The organism is Arthrobacter sp. UYCo732 (assembly GCF_040547265.1).
Classification (GTDB): Bacteria; Actinomycetota; Actinomycetes; order Actinomycetales; family Micrococcaceae; genus Arthrobacter.
In genome coordinates this window covers 1-24,396 of sequence record NZ_JBEPPJ010000025.1, presented here as the reverse complement: position 1 = coordinate 24,396, position 24,396 = coordinate 1, and the positions used below count along the sequence as shown (strand labels likewise).

General features: G+C 65.6%; 24 protein-coding genes. 10 read left to right on the top strand and 14 right to left on the bottom strand.

Annotated features, from left to right (window positions below; translation table 11 throughout):
- The first annotated feature begins 142 nt into the window (after nucleotides 1–142).
- A complete protein-coding gene (locus ABIB45_RS20560) occupies nucleotides 143–391 on the top strand; it encodes an SCO4226 family nickel-binding protein (RefSeq protein ID WP_354217707.1) in 249 nt (82 codons plus the stop codon).
- A gap of 159 nt (nucleotides 392–550) precedes the next feature.
- Nucleotides 551–1,867 carry an ATP-binding protein gene (locus ABIB45_RS20555; protein WP_354217706.1) on the top strand — a complete coding sequence of 439 codons (1,317 nt, stop codon included), beginning with the start codon at nucleotides 551–553 and terminating at the stop codon, nucleotides 1,865–1,867.
- A gap of 69 nt (nucleotides 1,868–1,936) precedes the next feature.
- Here the strand turns inward: ABIB45_RS20555 and ABIB45_RS20550 are convergent, their stop codons facing one another.
- Complete coding sequence (locus ABIB45_RS20550; protein WP_354217705.1) at nucleotides 1,937–2,545, bottom strand: HD domain-containing protein; 609 nt, start codon at nucleotides 2,543–2,545, stop codon at nucleotides 1,937–1,939.
- Between the two features lie 98 nt (nucleotides 2,546–2,643).
- The gene (gene gluQRS, locus ABIB45_RS20545) at nucleotides 2,644–3,525 is read right to left on the bottom strand and encodes a tRNA glutamyl-Q(34) synthetase GluQRS (RefSeq protein ID WP_354217704.1); all 882 of its coding nucleotides are present in this window, start codon (nucleotides 3,523–3,525) and stop codon (nucleotides 2,644–2,646) included.
- Between the two features lie 322 nt (nucleotides 3,526–3,847).
- On the opposite strand from gluQRS, the gene ABIB45_RS20540 reads away from it, so the two are divergent.
- The gene (locus tag ABIB45_RS20540; RefSeq protein ID WP_354217703.1) at nucleotides 3,848–4,348 is read left to right on the top strand and encodes an Lrp/AsnC family transcriptional regulator; all 501 of its coding nucleotides are present in this window, start codon (nucleotides 3,848–3,850) and stop codon (nucleotides 4,346–4,348) included.
- 86 nt (nucleotides 4,349–4,434) lie between these two features.
- On the opposite strand, the gene ABIB45_RS20535 is transcribed toward ABIB45_RS20540, so the two are convergent.
- Nucleotides 4,435–4,890 carry an Lrp/AsnC family transcriptional regulator gene (locus ABIB45_RS20535; protein ID WP_354217702.1) on the bottom strand — a complete coding sequence of 152 codons (456 nt, stop codon included), beginning with the start codon at nucleotides 4,888–4,890 and terminating at the stop codon, nucleotides 4,435–4,437.
- A 104-nt stretch (nucleotides 4,891–4,994) separates the two neighbouring features.
- Here ABIB45_RS20535 and ABIB45_RS20530 point away from each other — a divergent pair, with 104 nt between their 5' ends.
- A complete protein-coding gene (locus tag ABIB45_RS20530) occupies nucleotides 4,995–5,648 on the top strand; it encodes a LysE family translocator (protein ID WP_354217701.1) in 654 nt (217 codons plus the stop codon).
- On the opposite strand, the gene ABIB45_RS20525 is transcribed toward ABIB45_RS20530, so the two are convergent.
- The 6 genes from ABIB45_RS20525 to ABIB45_RS20500 all read right to left on the bottom strand — a co-directional run bounded on the left by ABIB45_RS20525 (nucleotide 5,645) and on the right by ABIB45_RS20500 (nucleotide 11,184).
- On the bottom strand, nucleotides 5,645–6,004 hold the full coding sequence (locus tag ABIB45_RS20525) for a nuclear transport factor 2 family protein (RefSeq protein WP_354217700.1): 360 nt from the start codon (nucleotides 6,002–6,004) through the stop codon (nucleotides 5,645–5,647). The two genes, ABIB45_RS20530 and ABIB45_RS20525, sit on opposite strands and share 4 nt — an antisense overlap.
- A gap of 37 nt (nucleotides 6,005–6,041) precedes the next feature.
- Nucleotides 6,042–7,007, bottom strand: a complete 966-nt coding sequence (locus ABIB45_RS20520; RefSeq protein WP_354217699.1) for a hypothetical protein — start codon at nucleotides 7,005–7,007, stop codon at nucleotides 6,042–6,044.
- A gap of 47 nt (nucleotides 7,008–7,054) precedes the next feature.
- Nucleotides 7,055–7,555: a DUF456 domain-containing protein gene (locus ABIB45_RS20515; RefSeq protein ID WP_354217698.1), complete on the bottom strand. Its 501-nt coding sequence runs from the start codon at nucleotides 7,553–7,555 to the stop codon at nucleotides 7,055–7,057.
- A 140-nt stretch (nucleotides 7,556–7,695) separates the two neighbouring features.
- Entirely contained in the window at nucleotides 7,696–8,895 is a 1,200-nt protein-coding gene (locus tag ABIB45_RS20510; protein WP_354217697.1) for an NAD(P)-dependent malic enzyme, read from the bottom strand.
- 290 nt (nucleotides 8,896–9,185) lie between these two features.
- Nucleotides 9,186–9,794, bottom strand: coding sequence for a TetR/AcrR family transcriptional regulator (locus ABIB45_RS20505; protein WP_354217696.1), 609 nt, complete (start codon nucleotides 9,792–9,794; stop codon nucleotides 9,186–9,188).
- Nucleotides 9,795–9,897: 103 nt separating this feature from the next.
- On the bottom strand, nucleotides 9,898–11,184 hold the full coding sequence (locus tag ABIB45_RS20500) for an MFS transporter (RefSeq protein WP_354217695.1): 1,287 nt from the start codon (nucleotides 11,182–11,184) through the stop codon (nucleotides 9,898–9,900).
- Between the two features lie 129 nt (nucleotides 11,185–11,313).
- On the opposite strand from ABIB45_RS20500, the gene rraA reads away from it, so the two are divergent.
- Together rraA and ABIB45_RS20490 are read left to right on the top strand one after the other, a co-directional pair.
- On the top strand, nucleotides 11,314–11,808 hold the full coding sequence (rraA, locus tag ABIB45_RS20495; RefSeq protein ID WP_354217694.1) for a ribonuclease E activity regulator RraA: 495 nt from the start codon (nucleotides 11,314–11,316) through the stop codon (nucleotides 11,806–11,808).
- A 127-nt stretch (nucleotides 11,809–11,935) separates the two neighbouring features.
- Entirely contained in the window at nucleotides 11,936–13,597 is a 1,662-nt protein-coding gene (locus tag ABIB45_RS20490; protein ID WP_354217693.1) for an MDR family MFS transporter, read from the top strand.
- 598 nt (nucleotides 13,598–14,195) lie between these two features.
- Here the strand turns inward: ABIB45_RS20490 and ABIB45_RS20485 are convergent.
- Genes ABIB45_RS20485 through ABIB45_RS20475 form a run of 3 tightly spaced genes read right to left on the bottom strand, consistent with a single transcriptional unit; the run spans nucleotide 14,196 to nucleotide 18,200 of the window.
- A complete protein-coding gene (locus ABIB45_RS20485) occupies nucleotides 14,196–15,359 on the bottom strand; it encodes a mannitol-1-phosphate 5-dehydrogenase (RefSeq protein ID WP_354217692.1) in 1,164 nt (387 codons plus the stop codon).
- Entirely contained in the window at nucleotides 15,359–17,422 is a 2,064-nt protein-coding gene (locus ABIB45_RS20480) for a PTS mannitol transporter subunit IICBA (protein ID WP_354217691.1), read from the bottom strand. Before ABIB45_RS20480 ends, ABIB45_RS20485 begins: the two co-directional genes overlap by 1 nt.
- A gap of 49 nt (nucleotides 17,423–17,471) precedes the next feature.
- The gene (locus ABIB45_RS20475) at nucleotides 17,472–18,200 is read right to left on the bottom strand and encodes a TetR/AcrR family transcriptional regulator (protein WP_354217690.1); all 729 of its coding nucleotides are present in this window, start codon (nucleotides 18,198–18,200) and stop codon (nucleotides 17,472–17,474) included.
- A 160-nt stretch (nucleotides 18,201–18,360) separates the two neighbouring features.
- On the opposite strand from ABIB45_RS20475, the gene ptsP reads away from it, so the two are divergent.
- Nucleotides 18,361–20,046 carry a phosphoenolpyruvate--protein phosphotransferase gene (ptsP, locus tag ABIB45_RS20470; RefSeq protein ID WP_354217689.1) on the top strand — a complete coding sequence of 562 codons (1,686 nt, stop codon included), beginning with the start codon at nucleotides 18,361–18,363 and terminating at the stop codon, nucleotides 20,044–20,046.
- Between the two features lie 53 nt (nucleotides 20,047–20,099).
- Nucleotides 20,100–20,378 (top strand): HPr family phosphocarrier protein, encoded by a 279-nt coding sequence (locus ABIB45_RS20465; RefSeq protein WP_354217688.1) that lies wholly within the window; start codon nucleotides 20,100–20,102, stop codon nucleotides 20,376–20,378.
- 3 nt (nucleotides 20,379–20,381) lie between these two features.
- Here the strand turns inward: ABIB45_RS20465 and ABIB45_RS20460 are convergent, their stop codons facing one another.
- Entirely contained in the window at nucleotides 20,382–21,164 is a 783-nt protein-coding gene (locus tag ABIB45_RS20460; RefSeq protein WP_354217687.1) for an alpha/beta fold hydrolase, read from the bottom strand.
- A 49-nt stretch (nucleotides 21,165–21,213) separates the two neighbouring features.
- Here ABIB45_RS20460 and ABIB45_RS20455 point away from each other — a divergent pair, with 49 nt between their 5' ends.
- Entirely contained in the window at nucleotides 21,214–21,624 is a 411-nt protein-coding gene (locus tag ABIB45_RS20455; RefSeq protein ID WP_354217686.1) for a helix-turn-helix domain-containing protein, read from the top strand.
- A 31-nt stretch (nucleotides 21,625–21,655) separates the two neighbouring features.
- Here ABIB45_RS20455 and ABIB45_RS20450 read toward each other — a convergent pair whose 3' ends face one another.
- Complete coding sequence (locus ABIB45_RS20450; protein ID WP_354217685.1) at nucleotides 21,656–22,873, bottom strand: PucR family transcriptional regulator; 1,218 nt, start codon at nucleotides 22,871–22,873, stop codon at nucleotides 21,656–21,658.
- Between the two features lie 233 nt (nucleotides 22,874–23,106).
- Here ABIB45_RS20450 and ald point away from each other — a divergent pair, with 233 nt between their 5' ends.
- Nucleotides 23,107–24,225, top strand: coding sequence for an alanine dehydrogenase (gene ald, locus ABIB45_RS20445; RefSeq protein ID WP_354217684.1), 1,119 nt, complete (start codon nucleotides 23,107–23,109; stop codon nucleotides 24,223–24,225).
- The last annotated feature ends 171 nt before the right edge of the window (nucleotides 24,226–24,396 follow it).

Below are 24,396 nucleotides of genomic sequence, written 5' to 3'. Positions count from 1 at the left end.
GCATCCGGTTCTGATTCCACGGACCCTCAGGTGCCGCCGTCGTTCGTTTCCAAAATCCTCTTGACGCGTTCCGGGCGCAGGTCTAACGTCGGCCCCATCCTGCTGTTTCAACGGCGAAACCGAGTTAAGGAGCACCAGCATCATGCCGGAATTTATGGATGTCCATCGCAACATGACCGGAATCACCCAAGAAGCCCTTCAAGAAGCCCACGACGCCGATCTCGCCATTCAGAGCGACGAAAGCGTCGAGTTCAAGTCGGCTTGGGCCGACCCTGAGTCGGGCCTGGTCTACTGCCTGTCCGAGGCTCCGTCAGCGGACGCTGTGCGGCGCATCCATGATCGCGCGGGCCACCCCGCCGACGAGGTCCACCCAGTTCCCATCAAAGTCTGACCAGGCAACAGAGTCCGGCTGCCTTAAGTCCGCCGTAACGCAACGCTCCTGCAACCCTTCGTCGCGGGCAGGTCGCCTATGCTCAGCAGAGCGCCTCACCGTACTGCGCTGTGCATTTACGACCTGCAGTTCAACGACGAACCACCCGGGAGACACCGCATGACCAACTGGCGCATCAGGGATTTCCATTCGGCGGACCTGGACGGGATCCTGCACCTGTGGGAGTCCCTCAAGGCCTCTGATGTGGAGCCCGTTTATGCTCTCTCCGAGGTCCTGGCTTCATGCGAGAAGGACCACGCGGTTGTGGCAGTGCAGGGCGATATGGTGGTGGGCGCCGCCGTCGGACGCGCCGCCCATGACCAGGGCTGGATCGTTTTCCTGGCTACACTGCCGGAGTACCGCGGCCGGGGCATCGGCACCTCGCTGCTCGCCGCCGTCGAAAACCGGATGGCCCCGCACGGCCTCAACAAACTGTCAGCGCTGATGCCCGAGTCCGAAACCCGGGTGGAGGCGTTCCTCAGCCGCGGCTTCGCGCTCAAGAAAAACCTGCGTTACTTCGAGCGGACTATCCCCGTGCAGCGCCAGGAACTCGGCGCGCTGGGCGAGCTGGGAGGCCGGATCCTGGCCCGGGACCTCTGGGAGAATGTGGCCGGCATGCGCAAGGAAAAGGAGCTCCTGGAGCGTCGTCTGGTCCTGCCGCTCGCCGAGGCCGACCTCGCCGATGAATACGGTGTGGTGCCGCCCCGCGCTGTGGTGCTTTTTGGGCCTCCGGGGACCGGCAAAACCACGTTCGCCAAGGCTATTGCGTCCCGGCTGGAGTGGCCGTTCGTGGAGGTGTTCCCGTCGCGGCTGGCGTCCGATCCCAAGGGGCTGGCGGGCGCCCTGCGCGAAACTTTCCTGGAAATCGCCGAGCTGGAGCACTGCGTGGTGTTCATCGATGAGGTGGAGGAGATTGCCTCGCAGCGGTCCGGCGAGCCGCCGTCGCCACTGCAGGGCGTGACGAACGAACTCCTGAAAATCATCCCGGCATTCCGTGAACAGCCCGGCCGCCTGCTGGTCTGCGCCACCAACTTCATCCGCGCCCTGGACACCGCCTTCCTACGCCACGGCCGGTTCGACTACGTCATCCCCATCGGCCTCCCCGACCGCCAGGCCCGCGAAGCCATGTGGCAGCGTTTCATCCCGGCCGCCGTGGTGGACGACGTCGATGTGGAACTCCTCGTGGAGCGCACCGAAGGTTTCTCCCCCGCGGACATTGAGTACGCCGCCCGCAGCGCTTCCCAGCGTGCGCTGGAAAAAGCAGTGTATGACGACGGCGGCGCAGCTTCCGGAGGCAGCGTTTCGGTCCGTGAGGCGGTCCGGAAGGGGCCCTCCACGCAGGACTATCTGGACGCCATCGGGGACACCCGGACCACCGTCAGCGCCGAGGTCCACCAGGACTTCCTCGAGGACATCGACGCCATCGGGCGGGTGTAGCCCAACCAACGCGGGGTCAGATATCGCCCAATTTTTGCCCTCCGATGGGCGATAAGTGACCCCGCGTTGCTATTGGGGGGCGTCGTAGGAGAGGTTCTCGTAGTCGGTGTCGTCTTCCTCGTCCAGCCGGTCGTCGAGTTCTTCCAGCAGCCACGGGTTCACGCGGGCCAGGATGTTCCGGACCTCTTCCACGTCCACAGCGGCATAGAGCACCGGACGCGCATCGCGGTATTTGGTGACCGGCGGCTTGTCCGGCCATTTCTCCGCCAGCGACCTGACCCGTCCAGGCAGTGAATTGTGGGCGTTGTCCGCGATCTTCACCAGTGCGGCATCGTGGTCTTCGGCAATTTCGCGGATCCCGGATGCGTAGTCGTCGGGGTTCTCATGCAGCCGGTTGGTGACGCGCTCAATGATGTCCACAGCCCGCTCAGGTACACCCATCTCAAGCAGCGCCTGCCGCGTGATTGGTGTGTCCTCCGCAATGTCATGCAGGTATCCAGCGATCCGGATGTCGTCGTCGAAATCCGCCAGGGCGTCGCCCACCGCGAGCACGTGTTCGCGGTATGGCCGCTTGAGTTTGTCCTTCTGCCGGTTGTGCGCCACCTCAGCCAGGACCTTCGCGGTCTCAACGGTGAATCGAAGTGCTGGGGTGTGCTCCGGGGAGCGCTGGTCTGACATGGTTCCAGCCTACGACCCCCAGACCGCACTGCCCCACACAGCGTTGCGCAGCAACGTCTTCGTGCTCGCCAAGTCTGTGGTGTGTGTGGAGGATGCTGCTAGGCTCCGGGCCAAACCCACGGGTTCCGCGGTAACCTGCCGGGCAGGAATACTGGCAGGGACTGCTCCAGCCTGTCCGCCGGCAGGCCCAGGGATAGGAGGATGAGGTCCCGGACGCCGCCCGCGGTAACTCCTCCGCGGGAAAGGTCGGCCAGCGTCACGGCACCGTCCCGCTTGGCCAGCCGGGCGCCGTCGGAATTCACCACCAACGGCACATGCGCATATTCCGGAACAGGAATATCTAAGAGCTTGGCAAGATATGCCTGCCGGGGCGTGGATGGAAGCAGATCATCCCCGCGCACCACCTGATCGACGCCCTGAGCGGCATCATCCACCACCACGGCCAGGTTATAGGCGGTCACGCCGTCGTTACGGCGCAGGACGAAGTCGTCCACCACGCCCGTAAATTCCCCGAGCAGTAAGTCCTGCACAGTGCATTCGGTGACGGCAGAGCGGAGCCTTATGGCCGCCGGCCGGGTGGAGCGTTTGTACTCCAGCTCGGCAGGGTCGAGGTACCGGCACGTTCCCGGGTAGGCTCCCTGCGGTGCATGCGGGGCCGATGGCGCATCCTGGATCTCCCGGCGCGTGCAAAAGCACTCGTACGTCAGACCCGCGTCGCCGAGCCGGCGGATCGCCTCGTCGTACACCGCGCCGCGGTCTGTCTGGCGGACGACGGCGCCGTCCCACGTCACGCCGATGGCTGCCAGATCGCGGAGCTGCTCGGCCTCCGCGCCGGCCCGCGCCCGGTCCAGGTCCTCAATGCGCAGCCGGAAGTCCCGGCCGGTGGATCGGGCAAAAAGCCAGGCAAGAATCGCGGTGCGGAGATTGCCCACATGCAGTTCCCCGGAGGGGCTGGGGGCGAAGCGTCCGGCTGGAGTCATAAACCCAGCCTACGCAAATGGGCCTGAAGTGACCCCGCGTTGCAGTGCGGCGGGACAACACAAGAGCCCCTCAGCTACCGATGACGCCGGAAATCCGGCGCCCGGGAGTTCAGGGGCTCTCGTCGTGGTTGGAGAATGACTTTGGTGTGAACAAGTGTCATCAGCGGCGGCCTCTTTGCGGGAAGCGTGGTCCAGTTTCCGGGTGGTGTGCCGGGGAGCCTGTAAGCCAGCAGGATCAGCGGTAGCCTTTCGCCTGCATGTTGCCATAATTTGAGCAGACGTCCTACAGTTGGCACAACCGGCAAGGAATACTCTGGTCAGAATGACCAATATTCACCGTGAAAACCGACAGGAAGTGATCAGATTGCAGGAACTGGACGCCACAGACAAGCGGATCCTCAACGCCCTCGACGTTGACCCCCGCATTCCCATCATGGTCCTCGCCCAGCGGCTGGGCCTGGCGCGCGGGACGGTGCAGTCGCGCCTGGAGCGGATGACGGCGTCGGGCGCACTCCGCCCCAACAGCAGCCGGGTGCTCCCCTCCGCCCTGGGCCGCGGAGTGGCGGCAGCTGTGAGCGCCGAACTGGACCAGAGCCACCTCAACGAAGCCATCGCCGCGCTCCGGAAAATCCCCGAAGTCCTGGAGTGCCATGCCCCCGCCGGTGACACCGACCTCGTCATCCGTGTCGTGGCCACCAGCCCGGACGATCTCTACCGCGTTTCGGAGGAAATCCGGCTTTGTCCTGGAATCGTCCGTACGTCCACCAGCATGTTCCTGCGCGAGGTCATCCCCTACCGGACCACAGGGCTGCTCGGGCCATAGACTATCCCGAAACAGAAGACCGGCGCGGGGTCACTCTTTGCCCGTCGGAGGGCCACAGATGGGCCATAAGTGACCCCGAGGTGGAGTTAGACGGGCGGGCCGGCGTTGGACTTGAGGTTCTTCATCACCAGGGTGGACGTCAGCCGCTCCACGCCAGGCAGGGACGTCAGCTCGGCGTCGTAGAAACGCTGGTATGCCGGCAGGTCCTCGGCGATGACCTTCAGCAGGTAATCCGGGGAGCCGAAAAGCCGCTGCGCCTCGACGATGTTGGGGTTGTCCGCCACCCGGTTCTCGAAGACTTCCATTGTGGAGCGATCCACCTGGCGCAAGGTGACGAACACAATCGCCTCAAACCCCAGTCCCACGGCCGCGGGATCGATGTCCGCCTTGTAGCCGCGGATCACGCCCGAGGCTTCCAAATCCCGCAGCCTTCGATGGCACGGCGCCACCGTCAGGCCCACCTTGGCGGCGAGCGCCGTGGCAGTCATTCGGCCGTCCTCCTTGAGGTACCGCAAGATATTCCTGTCAATGTGGTCAATCACGCAAGAATATTACCAAGAGGCCTGTCTCATGGGCGAAAAAGGTAAGCACTTATGGCCACAAACTTCATAGGGTTTGTCCTGTAGCCATCGGACAGGAGCCCACCATGAACCCTCAGCTGTTTTTCGCATTTGTGCTGGTCGCGGCGGCCCTCGCCTGCACCCCCGGGGTGGACTGGGCCTATTCCATCACGGCCGGACTGCGGCAGCGCAGCTTCGTCCCGGCCGTTGCCGGCCTCTGCGGGGGCTATGTCCTGCACACCCTGCTGATGGTGGCGGGCCTGGCGGCGCTGCTGTCCGGCATGCCTGGCCTCCTGGGCTGGATCACCGTGGCAGGGGCCGCCTACCTCCTGTGGCTGGGTATCAGCACCCTCCGCTCCTGGCGCGGGGCATCCTTCAGCGCGGCAGCCGCCGTCGGGAAGCCTGCCAACCAGCTCCGGACCTTCCTGCAGGGAATGGGCACCAGCGGCATCAACCCCAAGGGGCTGCTCTTCTACGTGGCGCTGGTGCCGCAGTTCGTCAGTCCGGAAGCCGCCCTCCCCCTGCCGGTACAGTCCGGGCTGCTGGGACTGACGTTTGTCCTGCTGGCCGGGACCGTCTACACCTGCGTGGCATTGCTGGCCCGCAAGCTCCTCACATCCCGCCCCGGCGCCGCCCGCGCCGTCACGCTGGCCAGCGGCATCATCATGATTGCCCTGGGCGCTGTGCTACTGGCCGAGCAAGTGGTGCCGCTCGTTGCCGGGCTCACGGCGCAAGCCTAGTCTTTGCGTTCCATGAACCATTCCGTGAACTGGGACGCGCGGCCGTCGGGCTCCAGCCGGATCACCCACAGGTTCTCGTAGCTGGGCCGGTCCCCCAGATAGTGCGTGATGCCCTGCACGAAGGCCAGGTCCCCGTCGACTCCCAGCACCCACCACTCGAAGGTCCATTCGTCGGGTTCGTCCCGCTCAACCAGCCAATGGTCCACGATCTGCTCGCGCCCCCGCCACGGATCCTTGTCGTGGGGCCGAGTGGCGTAGACAGCATCCTCAGTGAACAGCGCCCCGATGTCGTTGGGCTCGTTGGTGGTCCATGCCGCGATGTACTTTTCCATCCAGGAGCGGGCTGCGTCACTCATGCCTCCGTTGTACCCCGCGGCGGCTGGCTCCACAAGGTCATTTCCCGTCCAAGTTCTCCCACTCCTGCTCCCACAGCCGGCGCTCGTCGACGTCCTTGCGGATAACTTCGAAGGTTTCCAGCTCCGCCGGCCGGCCCCGGAGCCAGTCCCGCGGGTTGAGGGATTTGCGGCCGTTGTCCAGCACCAGCAGGGCGCGGTCGGTCAGGGCGTCGTTGCGGAGCACCACGTCTGTCTTCCGACGGCGGAGCACCTCCTTGAGTGCCTCGTGCGCCTTGGTGTGGGCTCCGAGCCGCCGCAACGCCCGGCCGCGGAGGAGCAGCAGCGCGGCCGACAGGTCATCCGAATTCAGCAGCCCCTCAGTCCAGATCACCACTTCCTTATCCCGGCCCAGCGCAAACGCCAGCGCACAGCGCGCCAGTGCGGAGGGCAACGACGGCGGCAGCCCGGCCACCGTCTGCAGCGCGGCCTCCAGCTGGCCCGTTTCCCGCAGGCAGTGCGCGAGGGCGAGGAAGACCGCTTCCTGGCCGAACAGCACGGGAACTTCGATGCGCTCGGCGACCTCGACGCGGCTGACCACCCGCGTCAGGTACGTTGCCGCGTACTGGTTGGCGTCGTCGTCGTTCCTGATGGACAGGCCCCGCTGGAGAAGTTCGGAAGCGCGCAGGTAGCCGCCGTGTTGGTACGCCAGGAGGCCGGACATGACAGAACAAAGGCCCGCCCAGCCGGGGTAGGTCCGGCCCACAGCAATGAGCCGTTCCGGTTCCCTGTTGGCGAAGATGGCGTCATGGACCGCCCTGGCCGCTTTCCCCGGCATCAGCCTGAGCCGGGGCACGTCCCCGTCGACGGTGATCAGCGCAGCATCACGGCCGCCCAGCACCCCGTGGAGCAGGCCGCCCACACTGCCGGCAAGTTCCCGGACGGGGGTCTGAAACTGGACGTTGCCGAACGGCGTCAGGTCCCGGCCGTCCCGGTAGATCGGTCCTCTGGCATCCCCCACGCTCATCTCTCCATGCTACGTGGCAGCCCCGCGTGGCGCTGCACGCGGCCGGCCTACGTAACCGCAGCGATCCACACTCCGATCACCCAGGTGCTGGCTGCCAGGCACGCCAGCCCGAACTCCGCGAGCATTCCCAGTCCGGTGGCCTTCAGGGCCGCCCAGCTGGTGGTGGTTGCGGTGCGGACCTGCCGGGTCCGGCGGAGCTCACTGAGCAGCAGGCCGGCGGCAAACCCGATAAAAAGCCCCACCACGGGGATGATAAACATACCGATCACGCCAGCAGCCAGGCCCACCACTACGCTCCTGCTGGGGATGCCTGCCTGCTTGAGCTTCCGCCCGGTCAGCACGGCACCCGCCGACAGTCCGGCGACCACAAACACGATGCCCACCGCGAAGATCACCCAGCCCACGGTGCCGGCGCCGCCCCAGATTGCCCACGCCAACAGGCTGAGACCGATCAGGAAGCTGCCGGGAAGCACGGGGACGATGGTGCCGGCGACTCCCACCAGGATCGCCAGACCACACAGGATGCTTACAATGGTTTCGGAATTCATGAGCCCAGTTTAGGGTGGCACCCGCGTCCGGACTGGCACCCGGCCCACCATCTGTCCGGGTAAACGCCCGACGGCGGCGCCTCTCCTTTGAGAGGGGAGGCACCGCCGTCGGGCGTTAGGGCAGGGTGCGGCTGCGGAGGTTATTCAGCGTCCACGGCGGCGGCCACGGCGGCCGTCACTGCGGGGGCAACGCGCGGGTCCAGCGGGCTGGGCACGATGTAGTCAGCGGACAGGTTATCTTCGGCCAGGTCCGCAATGGCGCGCGCCGCGGCAAGCTTCATGGCGGGCGTGATCCTCCGGGCGCCGGCGTCCAGCGCGCCGCGGAAGATTCCGGGGAACGCCAGCACGTTGTTGATCTGGTTGGGGAAGTCACTGCGGCCGGTGGCTACAACGGCGGCGTACTTGGTTGCCACCTCGGGCAGGACTTCGGGGTCCGGGTTGGAGAGGGCGAACACGATGGAATCAGCGTTCATCAGCTTCAGGTGCGCTTCGTCCAGCTTCGAGGAGGAAACCCCGATGAACACGTCCGCGCCGAGCAGTGCATCGCCGGGGCCGCCAGTGACGCCGCGCGGGTTGCCGCGCTGTGCCATCTGGGACTTCTTGCTCTGCGGGTCGGCGGCGATGTCGGCCCGGGCGCTGTTGATGACACCCTTTGAGTCGAGCAGGACGACGTCCTCGAGGCCTGCTGTCAGCAGGATTTCGGCGACGGCGATGCCCGCTGCACCGGCACCGGAAACTACGACGCGGAGGCTGGCGAGTTCGCGGCCGGTGACCTTGGCGGCGTTCCTCAGGGCGGCGAGGACCACCACGGCGGTGCCGTGCTGGTCATCGTGCATGACCGGGCAGTCCAGCGCCTCGATGAGCTTTTCTTCAAGTTCGAAGCAGCGCGGTGCGGAGATGTCCTCCAGGTTGACGGCGCCGAAGCTGGGGCGGAGACGGACGAGGGTTTCCACGATCTCGTCAACGTCCGTGGTGTTCAGGACCACGGGGATAGAATCCAGTTCGCCGAAGGTCTTGAAGAGGGCGGACTTGCCCTCCATGACCGGAAGTGAGGCGCTGGCGCCGATGTTGCCCAGGCCAAGCACGGCGGTGCCGTCGCTGACCACTACCACCAGACGCTGCGCCCAGGTGAGGGTTTTGGCGAGCTCCGGGTTGGCGTGGATGGCGCGGCTGACTTCGGCCACACCGGGGGTGTAGGCGATGGAAAGGTCGCGCTTGTTGGATAGCGGGACGGTGCTGCTGATCGAAAGCTTGCCGCCCTGGTGGGCATCAAAAATCTCTGCTTCGGTCAGGACTGTGGCTGCGGAATTGTCAGTGGGTGCGATTGCGTCAATGGACACGTCGTTGTCTCCTGGTGCTAGCCGTGGGCGCACGGCGCAGAATGGCTCAAGCACAGGGTGGCTCAAGGTGGTCGGTATTCACACTTCATAGGCCCGGTGGTGGCGGGCCCGGAGTGAGGTCCTTGCCGATGTGGGTTGCGAGCCACTCCGGTCCAGCAATAGTAATCAGCGGTTGGAGGCGGAATTGGCCGTCACTCCGCCTCGGTTCGGTGCCAAATCGATTAATCAGAACTTTTGCGATCCACATCACGGCATAAAGACGGATTTAATCGCCAGCCGGTCTAGACCAGTTACGCCGACCGGTGCGCTGCGCGGGTGTTCGGAGTCACGGGAGCAAGCAGGGTGCAGGCCTTTTTGAGGTCCTCTTCGGCCTCAAAGAGCGACAGTCTGCGGTTACGGACGGACTGGACCAGACCAGCTACCGTCAGCAGGAGCACCCGGGCCGCCACGGCGTCGTCGGAGGCTGCGGCCACCGCGTTTTCACTGAGCGCGTCGATTTCCTGCAGAAGCCCAGTGGCGTCCCTGCCTTTGAGGTACACGCTGCGGGCCAGGCACTGCTCGACGGCAGGCTGCATCACCCTCATGTGGAAGATCTCCATGACCACGCCCGTGAGGGCACGGCCGCCGAAGCTGTCAGCCGAAGCGCGGGCCCGGGAATGCAGCTCGTCCAGCTGCTGGCGGTAGAGGGACAGCATCAGGTGCGTTGGGGAGGGGAAGTACCGGTAAACAGTACCGAGTGGGACGCCGGACTTTTCCGAAATTTCCGCCAGGTCCACGGACTCCAGCCCTGTACGGGCAAACCCACCGGCGGATTCCAGGACGCGTTTATAACGCAGCCTCTGGCGTGGAGTGGAGGGCCGGGCGGCCATGGGCGGATGGGCGGGAAGGGTCTCGGGCATCAGCATTCCGGGGTAGTGAATTTATGGTGCAGCGGCCGTCGGATCCCCATCCCGGGCGCCCTGCAGTCCGCGTCAACTATACGGCACGCGGCGATAGTGCGCCTTAGTCAACACCCTTGATCTTGACCACGAACACAGCGCCCAACAGGCCGATGACAGCCGCCGTGGTGAACAGTGTGAAGTACCCCCCGAAGTAGGTCACGGCGAGGAATGCGAGGCCGGACGCGAACACCTGGGGCAGCGAGTTGGCCACGTTGATGACCCCCATGTCCTTGCCGCGGTCGGCAGCCTGCGGCAGAACCTGCGTCAGCAGCGCGAAGTCAACGGCAAGGTAGGCGCCGAACCCCACGCCCAGGATGCCGGCTCCAATAAGGGCGCCGGTCCACACGGGGAAGAAGGCCAAGATCAGGCCTGCCATGGCGATGGTGACGGAGGAACCGATGACAAACGGCTTGCGCTTGCCCACGCGGTCGCTCAATGGTCCGGCGAGCACCGCCGTGATCATCACCATCACCGCATAGATTCCGGTGAGCATCAGGACACCGACCGCAGGGTCCTCATGCTTGATGACGTCCCGCAGGAAAAAGAGCAGGTAGACGATGGTGAGCTGATTGCCCACGTTGACCAGGAAGCGGGTGAGCCACGCCCACGCGAAGTCAGGGTGGCGCGCCGGGCTGATCCAGAAGCCTCGGAGGAAACCGCCCCAGGTAAACGGCGGTCGGGCTTCGCGCGGGAGCGGCGGATCATTCCGGTGGAGGAGGTACGGCAGCACGGAGAACAGCAGGGCTGCCGCACACATGCTGTAGCCCACCATGAAGTTTCCCGAGACGACTGCCCCGAAGACGGCGCCGAGCAGGATGCCCAGCGTCTGGCCCATTGCCGCCAGGCCGCCCACGCCGCCGCGCTGCAGCACCGGCACGCGGTCCGGGACGGCGGCGGTGATGGCGGCGTAGGCGGCGTTGGCGCCCAGCTGGACCAGGCACCAGAACAGGACCATCAGGGCAACAGCGGTAGCACCGGACATCGCCAGCAAGGCAGCGGTTGCCAGGATGGCACCCGCCAGGACCCACGGCGCACGACGGCCGAAGCCTGAGACCGTCCTGTCGGACAGTGCACCAAACAGCGGATTGGCCACCAGCGACACGGCGGCGCCGCACCCTATAACGAGGGACAGGATGGCTTCCTTATTGGCCTCGTCGATGCCGATGGCCTGTTGGCCGATAAATATGTTGATGGGACCAAAGAAGGCCGCGTTAATACCGACGTTGACGAGCACTAGCCCGGTGACCCAGCGCGCGGTGACCTTCGTCGTCGGCTCGGCGAGCGCCGCCGCCGAACTTGCCGCCGCAGGGCTGGGATCCGCTGCTGCGGGTGTGTCGGGCAGGCTCATAACTGGTTCCCCCTGGAACGGTTGGCGATCAGAAAATCAGACTATCGTGGGCATCAATGCCCGCTTGTCATACGGCGCACGCCGGGCGGCGGGTCGCCCCGAACACGACACCGGACACCTGGAGATGCAATGAACGCACCTGCCCAACGCCCCGCCAACACAGTCAGCACCGCCGACCTCTACGACGAGCGCGGCGAGGACCTGGCTTCCGTGGCGCTCCAGTTCCAGTCCCTTGGCGGCCGTTCGCACTTCAGCGGCCCGGTCCGGACCATCCGCTGCTTCCAGGACAACGGCCTGGTGAAATCCACCCTGGCCACGCCGGGCAACGGTGCGGTCCTGGTGGTGGACGGCGGCGGCTCCCTGGGCACGGCGCTGATGGGGGACATGATTGCCGAGAGCGCCGTCGCGAACGGGTGGGCCGGCGTCGTCATTAATGGCGTCATCCGCGACCGCGAAGCGATTGCCGCGCTGGACCTCGGCGTCAAAGCGCTGGGCAGCAATCCGCGCAAGAGCGCCAAGGCAAGCGCTGGCGAAGTTGACATGGATGTGATATTCGACGGCGTGACCTTCCGTCCCGGGGCCACCGTCTGGTGCGATCCGGACGGCATCCTCGTGGAGCGCTGACAGCGGGTGCCCGGGGGGTGCCGCGGATGGGCGCCAATAAACTGTGGGCTGGGGAACAATTCGGGACGTAACATAGTTACTGAAAGCAACTATCAGCTTTGATCCCTTTTTCTTCTTTGGAGAAGCCATGTCCAAGACATCCGCCGCGCGGGCCGCCGGCGCAACCCTGACCCGGCGTCAGATCGTCACCGTGATGGTGGGACTCATGCTCGGCATGTTCCTGGCTTCGCTGGACCAGACCATCGTGTCCACGTCGATCTACACCATCGCCAATGACCTCGACGGACTGTCGCTGCAGGCGTGGGCCACTACGGCGTACCTCATCACCTCCACCGTCAGCACGCCGCTGTATGGCAAGCTCAGCGATATCTTCGGCCGCCGTCCGCTGTACCTCACCGCCATCGCCATCTTCCTGGTGGGCTCGCTGTATGCGGGTTCCGTGAACTCCATGACGGAACTGGCAATCGCACGCGGCATCCAGGGGCTTGGTGCCGGCGGCCTGCTGGCCCTGGCGCTGACCATCATCGGCGACATTGTGTCGTTGAAGGACCGGGCCAAGTACCAGGGCTACTTCATGTCCGTGTTTGGCATCTCCTCAGTGCTTGGCCCGGTGGTGGGCGGCGCATTTGCCGGCTCCGCCAACATTCTGGGCTTTGACGGCTGGCGCTGGGTCTTCTTCATCAACCTGCCTATCGGCCTGGCCGCACTGACCGTGGTGTTCCTGTTCCTGCATCTGCCGGCCAAGCACGTGAAGCAGAAGATCGACTACTGGGGCGCGGCAGCCATCACCCTCGGGATCGTCCCGCTGCTGCTCGTGGCCGAACAGGGCCGCGGCTGGGGCTTTGCGTCCCTGAACTCGTTCCTCTGCTACGGCCTGGGCGCCGTGGGCATCGTCTGGTTCCTGCTGGCGGAGAAGCGCGCCGGCGACTACGCCCTGATCCCGCTTCGGCTCTTCCGGAACGTGACCTTCGGACTGTCCTCGCTGCTGAACTTCATCATCGGCATCGGCATGTTCGGGGCCATCGCCATGCTCCCCATGTACCTGCAGCTGGTCAAGGGGCTTACGCCCACCCAAGCCGGCCTCATGATGATTACGTTCACTGTGGGCATCCTGACAGGTTCCATTACCGCCGGACGCACCATCTCGGCGTCGGGCACGTACCGGATCTTCCCCATCGTGGGAACCGCCATCCTCACCGCCGCCGCGCTGGTGATGGGTTTGTCCCTGGGCGTGGACACCGGGCTGTGGGTGCCCGGCGTGATCGCGGTGTTCTTCGGCATGGGCCTGGGTTTCTGCATGCAGCCGCTGACCCTGGCCATGCAGGTGTCCGTGCCGCCGAAGGACATGGGCGTGGGCACCTCCTCCGCCGCGTTCTTCCGGTCCATGGGCGGCGCAGTGGGCACGGCGGTGTTCATCTCACTGCTCTTCAGCGTGGCCGCCAGCCGGATCGCTGACACCATGAAATCGGCAATGACTGACGCGTCGTACCTTGCCGTCCTGAGGGATCCTGCCGTGGCAGCGGACCCTGCCAACACGAAGCTCTACGAGTTCTTCCAGAACGGCGCGTCCGACGATTCACTCAACGACACCAGCTGGCTGCACTCGGCCAACAGTGTCCTCACCCGCCCCATCACCGAGGGCTTCGCCTACGCCATCGACACCGTCATGCTCACCGCGGCGGTGCTCACCGGCGTCGCGTTCCTCATCAGCTTCGCCCTGCCGAAGAAAAAGCTGACGGACCCCAAGTCCGCTCAGGAGGCAGGCGCTGCGACGGTGGCCGCGCACTAGCCTCTCGGCTGCGTAACGTGCGTTCGCACGGGAACCCGGGCTTTCCCGGCGTGCCCGGCGTGCCCGGCCCAAAAGCCTGCTACATGTGGCACCCGGCCCGTCGCACTCAGAGGTTAGACTCGGCCACTGAACGCCGGACCGACGCATAATCGGAACCGACTCAACGACGCGACGATGAGAACTACAGCGACGCCATCGGCGCCTACGTGGTGGCGGCTGTGCTGGCGCTTATTTGTCGGGTTGACCGGCTGGTTCGGCCGGCTCCTGGCCATTGTCCCTAAACCGGTGATGGCCGCGGTGCTGGCCGGAGTCCTATTCCCCTTTGTCCTGAAAGCCGTCCCCGATTGCCGTCGAGGCGGCCGTGATCCGCTACGGAGCGCCAGTCGCAGCGTGAGCTTCATGCCCTCATGGCTGGCTTCGAGCCGCGCCCGACGTCGGCAGTCAGCAGAGGGTGCAGCGCACCTTGGTTCGGGGTCATCGCACCAGCATTCCGCAGCCGACCACGGCACTCACCGTGAGTGCCGTCGTCGTGCGTTTAAGTGCGCGAGCGTTTCCGTAAAACGCACATCCAGTGAGAGAGCGTTTCGGTTTATGGGACCTAGGCGGGCGCCTTCGCCTCCTCTGCCTGGCGCTCTTCCACCAGCGTGGACACGGCCGCGAACAAGGGGTGATCGGGCGCCAGCCCCGTGATTCGGGCAGTGGCGTCGGCCGGGGACGACGACGCCAGGATTTCCGCGAGTTCCGTTGCTTCGGTGTCGGCAGGATCGGTGAAGCGCAGCGCCGCGGCGATGGCACCCAGCAAGGCCTCGGGCACGATCCCGCGTTCTGCCAGCTCGGCCGCCGGGCCGATGAACCGCTCGTGCCGGCTGAGTTTGCGCATCGGGGCGCGGCCCACGCGGTTCACGGCGTCAGGCAGGTGCGGGTTGGAAAACCGGACCAGGATCTTCTGGACGTAGGCTTCCTGCTCGTCGTTGCTGAACCCGTGTTTGGCCACCAGCAGCTGCTTGGTCTCCTCCAGGACCGCGCGGACGTCTTCCGCCACGTCCTGATCGGCCATGGCATCGGAGATTTTCTCCAGCCCGGCTTCAAACCCGAAGTACGCTGCGGAAGCGTGCCCGGTGTTCACGGTGAAGAGCTTCCGCTCGATGTAGGGCGAGAGGTCGTCCACGAAGGTTGCGCCCGGAATTACCGGCGCCGCATCACCAAAGGCGGTCCGGTCGATGACCCATTCGTAGAATGTCTCCACCGTGACATCCAGGCCCTGCCCGGGCTCCTGGTTAGGCACGATCCGGTCCACTGCGGTGTTCGCGAACACCGCCATGGAGCCCAGGGAGCCGGCGGCGTCGTCCCACAGCGCCGCCACTTCTGCCCGCAGGATGTCCGTGGCGTTGATGGCGTTCTCGCAGGCCATGACCTGCAGCGGCGCCAGCTCGGCCTCCCGCGCCGCGATGCCCTTGGTGATGGCCGGCGCCACGAATTTCAGGATATGCGGCCCAACGGCGGTGGTGACCATGTCCGCCGTCGCGATTTCCCGCACCAAGTCCGCTTCCTGGGTGCCGGAATTCAGCGCCCGGAAACCGTCTACTGTCCGGACCGCAGGGTTCTCCCCCACCTCGTTGACGTGGTAGCTGTCCGCTGCTGCCAGCTGGGTGATGAGGGCGTCCGCGACGTCGGCGAACACCACCTCATACCCGGCCTGATGCAGCAGCAACCCCACAAACCCGCGGCCGATGTTCCCGGCGCCAAAATGTACTGCCTTCACTATGCGTTGACCTTTCCGAACAGCTCCAGGACTTCTTCCACCGATGTCGCGGCCTCCAACTGGGCCACCTGGGCCTTGTTGGTGAAGACTTTGGCGATGGAGGACAGGATGTGGAGGTGCTCGTTGTTGATGCCGGCAACGCCCACCACGAACTTGACCTGCTTGCCGTTCCAGTCGATGCCGTCCGGGTAGCGGATCACGGAAACCGCCGACTTCATGATGTGGTCCTTGGCCGCGTTGGTGCCGTGCGGGATCGCCAGGAAGCTGCCCATGTACGTGGACACGGATTCCTCACGCTCGTGCATCGCCGCGATGTAGTCCTGGTCCACGGCGCCACGGTCCAGCAGGAGCCGGCCGGCCTCGTCGATCGCGGCATCGCGCGTAGTGGCCATGCCGTTGAGGATGACGCTGCGGGACACCAGGATGTCGGAAGGCGCGACGGCGGCAGCCGGTTCTGCACCAACCGGAACATCGGCGACGTGGGCGCCGTGGCCCGCCCTGGCGGCTACGGCGGCGCCGGTTCCGCTGGTTCCGCCGGCCCTTTCAGTGTCAGCGCCGGCGGTTGCCTCAGTATTGCTTTCCCTGACGAGTTCCACGATCTCGTCGTACCTCGGGCTGTTCATGAAGTTGTCCACGGAGAAGTGTGCTGCGCTGGACGTGGCGGGCTTGGCACGCTCGGTCAGGTCCTGGTGGGTGATGACGACGTCGTACGTGTCCCTGAGGTTGGCGATGGCGGCGTTGGTGACCTTGACATCCGGGAACCCGGCAGCCTTGATCTTGTTGCGGAGCACCGAGGCTCCCATGGCGCTGGAGCCCATCCCGGCGTCGCAGGCGAACACGATGTTCTTGATGGGGCCGGCCAAGACGGCCGTGCCCACGCCGCCACCCCGCACCGCACCGGCGCCGGTCAGCGCTGAGGATACGGCGCTCTTTTTGCCCTTCATCGCCTCCATCTTGGACGTGGCGTCGTTAAGGTCCACCTCGTCGCTGTGCTTGGTGGTTTTCAGGATCACGGAGGCCACGAGGAACGAAACCGCCGTAGCCAGCACCACTGCGAGGATCACTCCGACGTAGCTGTCACGGGAGGTCTGGGCCAATACCGCGATGATCGAGCCAGGTGCCGCCGGCGCAACCAGCCCGGAGCCGGTGAAGGCCAGGGTGGCAATGCCCGTCATGCCGCCGGCGATGGAGGCCAAGATCAGCAGCGGGCGCATCAGGACGTACGGGAAGTAGATTTCGTGGATGCCGCCGAGGAAGTGAATGATCGCGGCGCCCGGCGCCGAAGCCTTGGCGATGCCCTTTCCGAAGAACATGTAGGCCAGCAGGACGCCCAGCCCGGGGCCGGGGTTGGCCTCGAGCAGGAACAGGATGGACTTCCCCTGGTCCAGTGACTGCTGGATGCCCAGCGGGGTCAGCACGCCATGATTGATGGCGTTGTTCAGGAACAGCACCTTGGCGGGCTCGATGAAAATACTGGTGAGCGGCAGCAGGCCGTTGTTGACCAGGAACTGCACCACGTTGCCGGCGCCGGTACTGAAGGCCTGCACCAGCGGGGAGATGCCATAGAAGCCGAGCATCGCGAGCAGCGCACCCAAGATGCCGGCGGAGAAGTTGTTGACCAGCATCTCGAAGCCCGGGCGGATTTTGCCCTCCCACAGGAGGTCGACCTTCTTCATGGCCCAGCCTCCGAGGGGGCCCATGATCATGGCGCCGATGAACATCGGGATGCCGGCGCCCACAATGACGCCCATGGTGCCGATGGCGCCCACCACGCCGCCGCGGACGTCGTAGACCATCCGGCCGCCGGTGTAGGCGATCAGGAGGGGCAGCAGGTAGGTGATCATGGGGCCCACGAGGCCGATGTTCGGCTTCCCGCCAGTTTCGCCAAAACCGCCCAACTGCGGGACCGGGATCCAGCCCTTCTCAATGAAGAGGGCGGTGATAAGGCCCCAGGCGATGAACGCCCCGATGTTGGGCATGATCATTCCGGACAGGAACGTCCCGAACTTCTGGACGCCAACACGCACGCTTGTGCGGGGTTTTGCAACTGTCTCTGTTGCCATGTGCTTTCCTAACCGTCATTCCTGCTGCTGCGCAGGATGGGTCCGATAGTTACGACGACGTGCTGGTGGAGATCCGGTGAAGCCATTCGAGGAACAGTTTGAGTTCCGAGCTGGAGAGCTGGTCTGAGTGCGATGCCTGGAGTGCCGCGTTCAAGGCGATCGCTGCCACCACCACCGAGGATTTACCGGAGTCGTCCGGTCCGGCACCGGCGCTCTGCTCCGCGGACACCGCAAAAATCATGGCGTCCCGGGTCATGATGGACAGTTCAAGGTTCCGTTCCGCGGCGGGTTCCGCAATCAGCATGAGTGTCACACCCACGTTGGCGGCCAGGATGGACCTGGCTGCTTCCCGCGGCGGGACATTCAGTTGGCCCGCCACCGCCGCCTTGTTCAGCATTTCCTCCATCAGGGCCTCGGCATCGGCGACGATGGCGGGGCGGCTTTCCGGGCGGATATTCCCGAACATCACCAGGTAGAGTTCCGGCTGCTTGAGCCCGAACTGCACGTGGTTGTCCCACATCCTGCGGATGTCCTCCAGCGGCTGGCCGGACGGGGCGAAATCCCTCTCGCCCGCAACATACTCTTCAAAACCTGCGGCGACGACGGCGTCGAAAAGACCTTCCTTGTCACCGAAGTGGTGGTACAGCGTTGGCGCCGTAACACCTGCCAGCTGCGTGATCTGGCGGGTGGAAACGGCCGCCCCCGCGGAATTTGCCAGCAATTCGGCTGCTGCTCGCAACAGTCGCATTTTGGGGGGAAGCTGGCCATCCAAACTCATAGCCGCTACCCTATCACCTATAGCATTGCTATATGAACTGAATCACATACAATTTTTTCAGGCACGTATTCGCTGTCGCACGCAGTCGTCGCGACGGACCCGGCATGGCGCCGGGAACCATGAGGGCGCGCCTGGCTACCGGCAGAGAATGAGGACTTCAGTGCAGACCTTCCCAGGAGTAGGCGTCAGCCCCGGCCGCATCATCGGAACCATCCGCCAGATGCCCAAACCGATCAGCGAACCCCCCGCCGGTGAGCAGTTGGCCGCCGGCACCTCCGCCGAACAGGCCACCGCCGGCCTCAAGACAGCCGCTGCCGCCGTCCACGACGAACTCAAGGCACGAGCTGAAACGGCCAGCGGTGACGGCAGGGCGGTACTGGAGGCCACTGCGCTGATGGCCAAGGACACCATGCTCCTGAAGAACGCCGCCAAGCTGATCGCCCGCGGAACTTCGGCGCAGCGTGCCATCTGGGAAGCCGGCGCCTTGGTTTCAGAAATGCTGCACAACCTCGGCGGCTACATGGCCGAACGCGCAACCGACGTCCTGGACGTCAGGGCCCGCATCGTGGCCGAGCTGCGTGGCGTTCCGGCACCCGGCATCCCCTCCGCCAGTACGCCGTTCATCCTGGTGGCCGAGGACCTGGCTCCGGCAGACACTGCCACCCTGGATCCTGAGAAGATACTGGCCCTTGTCACTGCCGGCGGCGGACCGCAGTCCCACACTGCCATCATTGCCCGTTCCCTGGGTTTGCCCGCCGTCGTCGCCGCAGCCGGCGTGGACGAACTCACCGACGGTACCGAGGTGTACGTGGATGGCGCCGCCGGCCTCATCAGCGTGAACCCCGACGGCGATCAGCGCGCCGCCGCGGACGCCTGGGCCACCAACGCATCGCTGCTGGCCGTCTTTGACGGGAACGGCACGACGGCGGACGGCCACGTGGTACCGCTGCTCGCCAACGTGGGCGGTGGCAAGGACGCCGTGGCAGCTGCCGGCCTCAAGGCCCAGGGCGTTGGCCTGTTCCGCACGGAGTTCTGCTTCCTGGAACGCGACACCGAACCCACCGTGGAAGAGCAGGCCGCCGCCTATAAGAGCGTGTTCGACGCCTTCCCCGGCAAAAAAGTTGTTCTGCGAACCCTGGATGCCGGCGCGGACAAGCCCCTCCCGTTTCTCACCGACGCCACCGAACCCAACCCGGCCCTCGGCGTCCGTGGTTACCGCACCGACTTCACTTCGCCCGGGGTACTGGACCGCCAGCTGCAGGCAATCGCCCTCGCCGAGAAGGATTCCGAAGCTGACGTCTGGGTGATGGCCCCGATGATTTCCACTGCCGAGGAAGCGGCGCACTTTGCGTCAATGTGCGCGGCGGCCGGGATCAAAAACCCCGGCGTGATGGTGGAAGTGCCGTCCGCGGCGCTCACCGCCGAATCCATCCTGCGTGAGGTGGGCTTTGCGAGCCTTGGCACCAACGACCTCACCCAGTACGCCATGGCAGCTGACCGACAGCTGGGCCCGCTCGCCGGTCTGAACACCCCGTGGCAGCCTGCCGTGCTTCGCCTGGTGGGGCTCACCGTGGAAGGCTCCCGCGCGGAAGGGAACAGCAAGCCCGTGGGCGTCTGCGGTGAGGCAGCCGCGGACCCGGCTCTCGCCGTCGTCCTTACCGGCCTGGGGGTCAACACCCTGTCCATGACCGCCCGCTCTTTGGCCGCCGTGGCGGCGGTCCTGAAAACCGTCACCCTCGCCGAGGCGCAGCAGCTGGCCAAGCTGGCGCTGTCCGCCCCCAGCGCCACCGAGGCCCGCGCCTGGGTGCGCGAAAAACTCCCGGTGCTTGAAGAACTCGGACTTTAACGCGGCCGCCCGCACCAACGCCTACCAGCGACGAACACCTACCAGGAGGAACCATGCCCGAACGCATCGCCACCATCGCCAGCCGCTCCGGCCTGCACGCCCGCCCCGCCGCACTCTTCGCGGAAGCCGCCGGCGACGTGGGAGTGGACGTCACCATTGCCATGCAGGGCGACCCGGAGGATGACGCGCTGGACGCTTCCAGCATCCTGTCGCTAATGACCCTCGGCGCCGCCAAGGGCGATGTGGTGGTGCTCCGGGCAGACGGTGACGGTGCCGACGCGGCGCTGGATTCCCTGGTCAGGCTCCTGGAAACGGACCTCGACGCAGAATAGCAGCTAGGCGGTGACGCCGAAGCCGTCTACTCCCCGCGCCCAACTGGTGATCGCTGCGGCGGTGGGCCCCGTGGCGGTGTGCTGGAAAACGTGGCCGTGGCCCGGGATTTCGGCCGCGCTGCCTTGGGGTGCCTGGGCTGCGAGCCACTGGCACCAGTCGCGGCCGGCCACCGGGTCCTTGCCGCCGCGGAGCACCAGCAGCGGCTGGCCGACTCCGCGGATCCTGGCATCCAGGGGATACTGCAGCATCACGGGCAACTCGGTGAGGTACCAGCGGGGGCCGGCCCGGAAATAGTCGGAGAAGACGAGGGTATTGGCGGACAGGCTCTCGCTGAACATGGCGTCCCGGGTCAAGGCAAGCGCCTGCCGGGCAACCGACTTGCGGCGCGGGTCCACCACCGGGCCCATCAGCACCACGCCGGACACGAACTCCGGCTCCTGCAGGGCCAGTTCAACCGCATGCTGGGTTCCCATGGAATGCCCGATCACCACGCAGGACGTCACGCCGGCGTCGGAAAGCGCTGCACGGACGAAGGCCGCGTACTCACCCACCGGCACTTGCCGCCGGGGCCTGGGCGCATCGCCGAAACCTGGCAGGTCAAAGGAGTAGACATCGGCCGCCAGGGCCAGTTCACGGTGCAGCCGCGCGAGGTAGCGGTGGGAGACGCCGATGCCGTGCAGCAGGACATACGTCCGGCGTGGACCGTCGCCGGAGGTCGCCACAGAAGGGTAGAGCCGGCCCGCGAGCCCGCCGGATTCAATGTCACGGCCGCCATTCAGTTTCACCCAGCGAGCATACCGCTGTCCCATACTGCTACCGCGCTAGGCTGTTGGCATGGCACTGATAGCTTCCAGGATGACTGCCGGCCTCCCGGCCGAGGACGCAGGAAAACTGCAGCAGGCCCTGGAGGGCGGCCAGGACATCACTGTCTTTGTGGACGGCACCGTCCACCGGCTGACACCTCAGGCGAGGGACGCCGTCGTCGACCTCCTCAGCCGGTTCGGCCGCGGCGAAGCGGTGACCGTCAGCAGCGTGGAGGAGGTGCTCACCACCTCCCAGGCGGCCGAGCTCGCCGGGATTTCCCACACGTACTTGCGGAACATGACCGATCGCGGCGAGATACCAGTGGAATACCGCGGCACGCACCGCCGGATCAGGCTGGCGTCCATCATGGCCTGGCTGGACGAGCAGAAGAAGAGCGAGCAGCACAACAGCCAGCAGCAGAAGACACCGGGGCCGGCCTAGGAATCAGGGGGCTTATGTCCCTCAGGGCACGCTAGATCCGCGGACGCGCCGCCCAGCGCCGCATTTTCAGGGCCGCGTGGAGTTCCAGCCGGGGCATGCCCTTGAGCGGGTCGACGCCCAGGAGTTGGCGGATGCGGCCCAGGCGGTTGTAGATGCTGCTGCGGTGCAGGTGGAGTTTGGTGGCCACGTCCTGGACCGCGCCGTCGTTGTCATAGATGAGCTCCAGCACAGGGAGGAGCTCGTGGTTCCGGTCATGGTCCTCAAGCATCCGGACGTAGACGGACCCGGAGTCAGCCCACGCCCCGGCACCCCCACCCGCGGATGCCAGCAGCTGGTAGACGCCCGTGGCCCGGCAATCCACCAGTTCGCCCAGCTGGGGATCCACCGCCGCCGCCTGCGCTGCCTGCCGGGACTGCCGGTACGCCTCGGCAAGCTCGCGCGGCCTCGAAAAACCCTCGCTGATGCCCAGGATAATGCGGTGCACCGGCCGTCCCGACCGTTTGGCCAGCTCCAGCTGGTAATGGACCAGGACCTGGGCATGGTTAGCGCGGCCCACGGACTCGCTGAACAGGACCACGGCGTGGGTTTCCGTGCCCGCACTGAACAGCGCCACGTCCACGCCCACGGTGGCCTGCAGCGCGGCGGACCGGTGGATCAGGGTCGAGGCGATGGGGTCGGGACCGCCGGCCCAGCCGTCGGCGTCGAGCACTGTAACCATCTGCCAGGGGCCCTTGCCCTGGATTTCCTTCCACCCCGCCACGGCGGCCACCGCGTTGACCTCGCCAACGCAGGCGGCCAGGAACTCGCGTTCGCGGCTGCGCCGAAACTCTGACTCAGCGGTGTTGGAGTCCAGCAGCAGGCCGGAAAGCAGTTCGATCCCCTGGGCCACGTCCGGCAACTGGGCGAGAATCGCCGTCGGATTTTCCTCTGCCGAGTCCTGTTGGACCCACAGGTAGCCCACGCGAAAACCGCGCACCATCAAGGGGACACAGACCCGGCCCAGCATTCCCAGGTCCGGATTGGCTGGAATCACCACCGGGCGGACCGCCGTGGCGATGCCGTGGGAAAGCTGCCAGGCGCTGACGTCAGCGGGGACCCTCTTGCTCAGCAGGAAGTTCACCCGGACCCGGTCCGCGTGGGACTGGTTGGAGCTGTAGGCGAGCAGCAGGCCGTCCAGGTCTTCGAGCGAAAGCCCGCGCCCGAGCTTCTGGGCCACCTGCTCCACCAGCTGTTCCACGTCCTGCTGCATGGGCTAACACTACTGCCCGCCCGGCCCTCCCGGCGAACGAACATCAGGCGACACCTGACGCCCGCGGACTGAACATTTGTCGATATACGAAATCCAAAATTGCCGGAATCACGCGGGACCGGTGCACTCAGGATCCAGGTTTGCTGTCAGGTGGATCACAGCGGGATTTATTCTGGAATCACAACCTTCCCCGCAATTTCGGACCCATCCGGTACGAGAACATGGAGCCCCAAATGATCATCGGTGTCCCCAAAGAGATCAAGAACAACGAATTCCGCGTTGCCATCACCGCAGCCGGCGTCAACGAGTTCCGCACGCACGGCCATACCGTCCTGGTGGAGCGCGGCGCAGGGCTGGGTTCAGGGATCACGGACGAGGAATACGCGATCGCCGGTGCAGAGATCGTGGCCGACGCCGATAACGTATGGGCCGGCGCGGACATGGTCATGAAAGTCAAGGAACCCATCAAAGCCGAGTACCACCGTTTCCGCAAGGGCCTGATCCTCTTCACCTACCTCCACCTCGCCGCTGAGCCGGAACTCACCCAGGAGCTCATCAACTCCGGCGTCACGGCCATCGCCTACGAGACCGTGCAGGAAGGCCGCACCCTGCCGCTGCTGGCTCCGATGTCCGAGGTTGCCGGTCGCCTGTCCGTGCAGGTGGGCGCCACCTCACTGATGGCACCGGCCGGGGGCAAGGGTGTGCTCCTGGGCGGCGTGCCGGGTGTCCGGCCTGCCAAGGTGGTTGTTCTGGGTGCCGGCGTTGCGGGCACCAACGCCGCGGCCATGGCACTGGGGCTGGGCGCCGACGTGACCATCCTGGACATCAACATCAACCGCCTCCGCGAACTCGACGCCCAGTACGCCGGCCGGCTCAAGACCGTGGCATCCAACAAGTACGAGATCGAGAAGTCAGTGGTGGACGCGGACCTCGTGATCGGGTCCGTCCTGATCCCCGGCGCCAAGGCCCCCAAGCTGGTCAGCAACGAGCTCGTGTCGCGGATGAAGCCCGGCTCGGTGCTGGTGGACATCGCGGTGGACCAGGGCGGGTGCTTCGAGGATACCCACCCCACCACGCACCAGGAACCCACCTACAAGGTGCACAACACCATCTTTTACTGCGTGGCCAACATGCCCGGCGCTGTGCCAAACACCTCCACCCACGCGCTGACCAACGTCACGCTGCGCTACGCCGTGGCCTTGGCCAACCTGGGCGTGCGGGCCGCCTTCGACCGCGATACCGCACTTGCAGCCGGCCTCAACATCGCCGGCGGCCACGTGGCACACCACTCCGTGTCCGAGGCTCACAACCTGCCCCTCGTCGCGGACTGGCACGAGCTCGTTTCGGCGTAGTCCTCCTTTGGCCGTTCCGGTGGTTGAGCCTGTCGAAACTTAGGTTCGACAGGCTCAACCACCGGCCTCTTTTAAGCTGAAGTTACGTGAGTTAAGACAGGAAGATCCCCGGGTTTCCGGGGATCTTCCTGTCTTTTGGTTTGGGGTGTCTGGCTACTTTCTGTGGTTGGT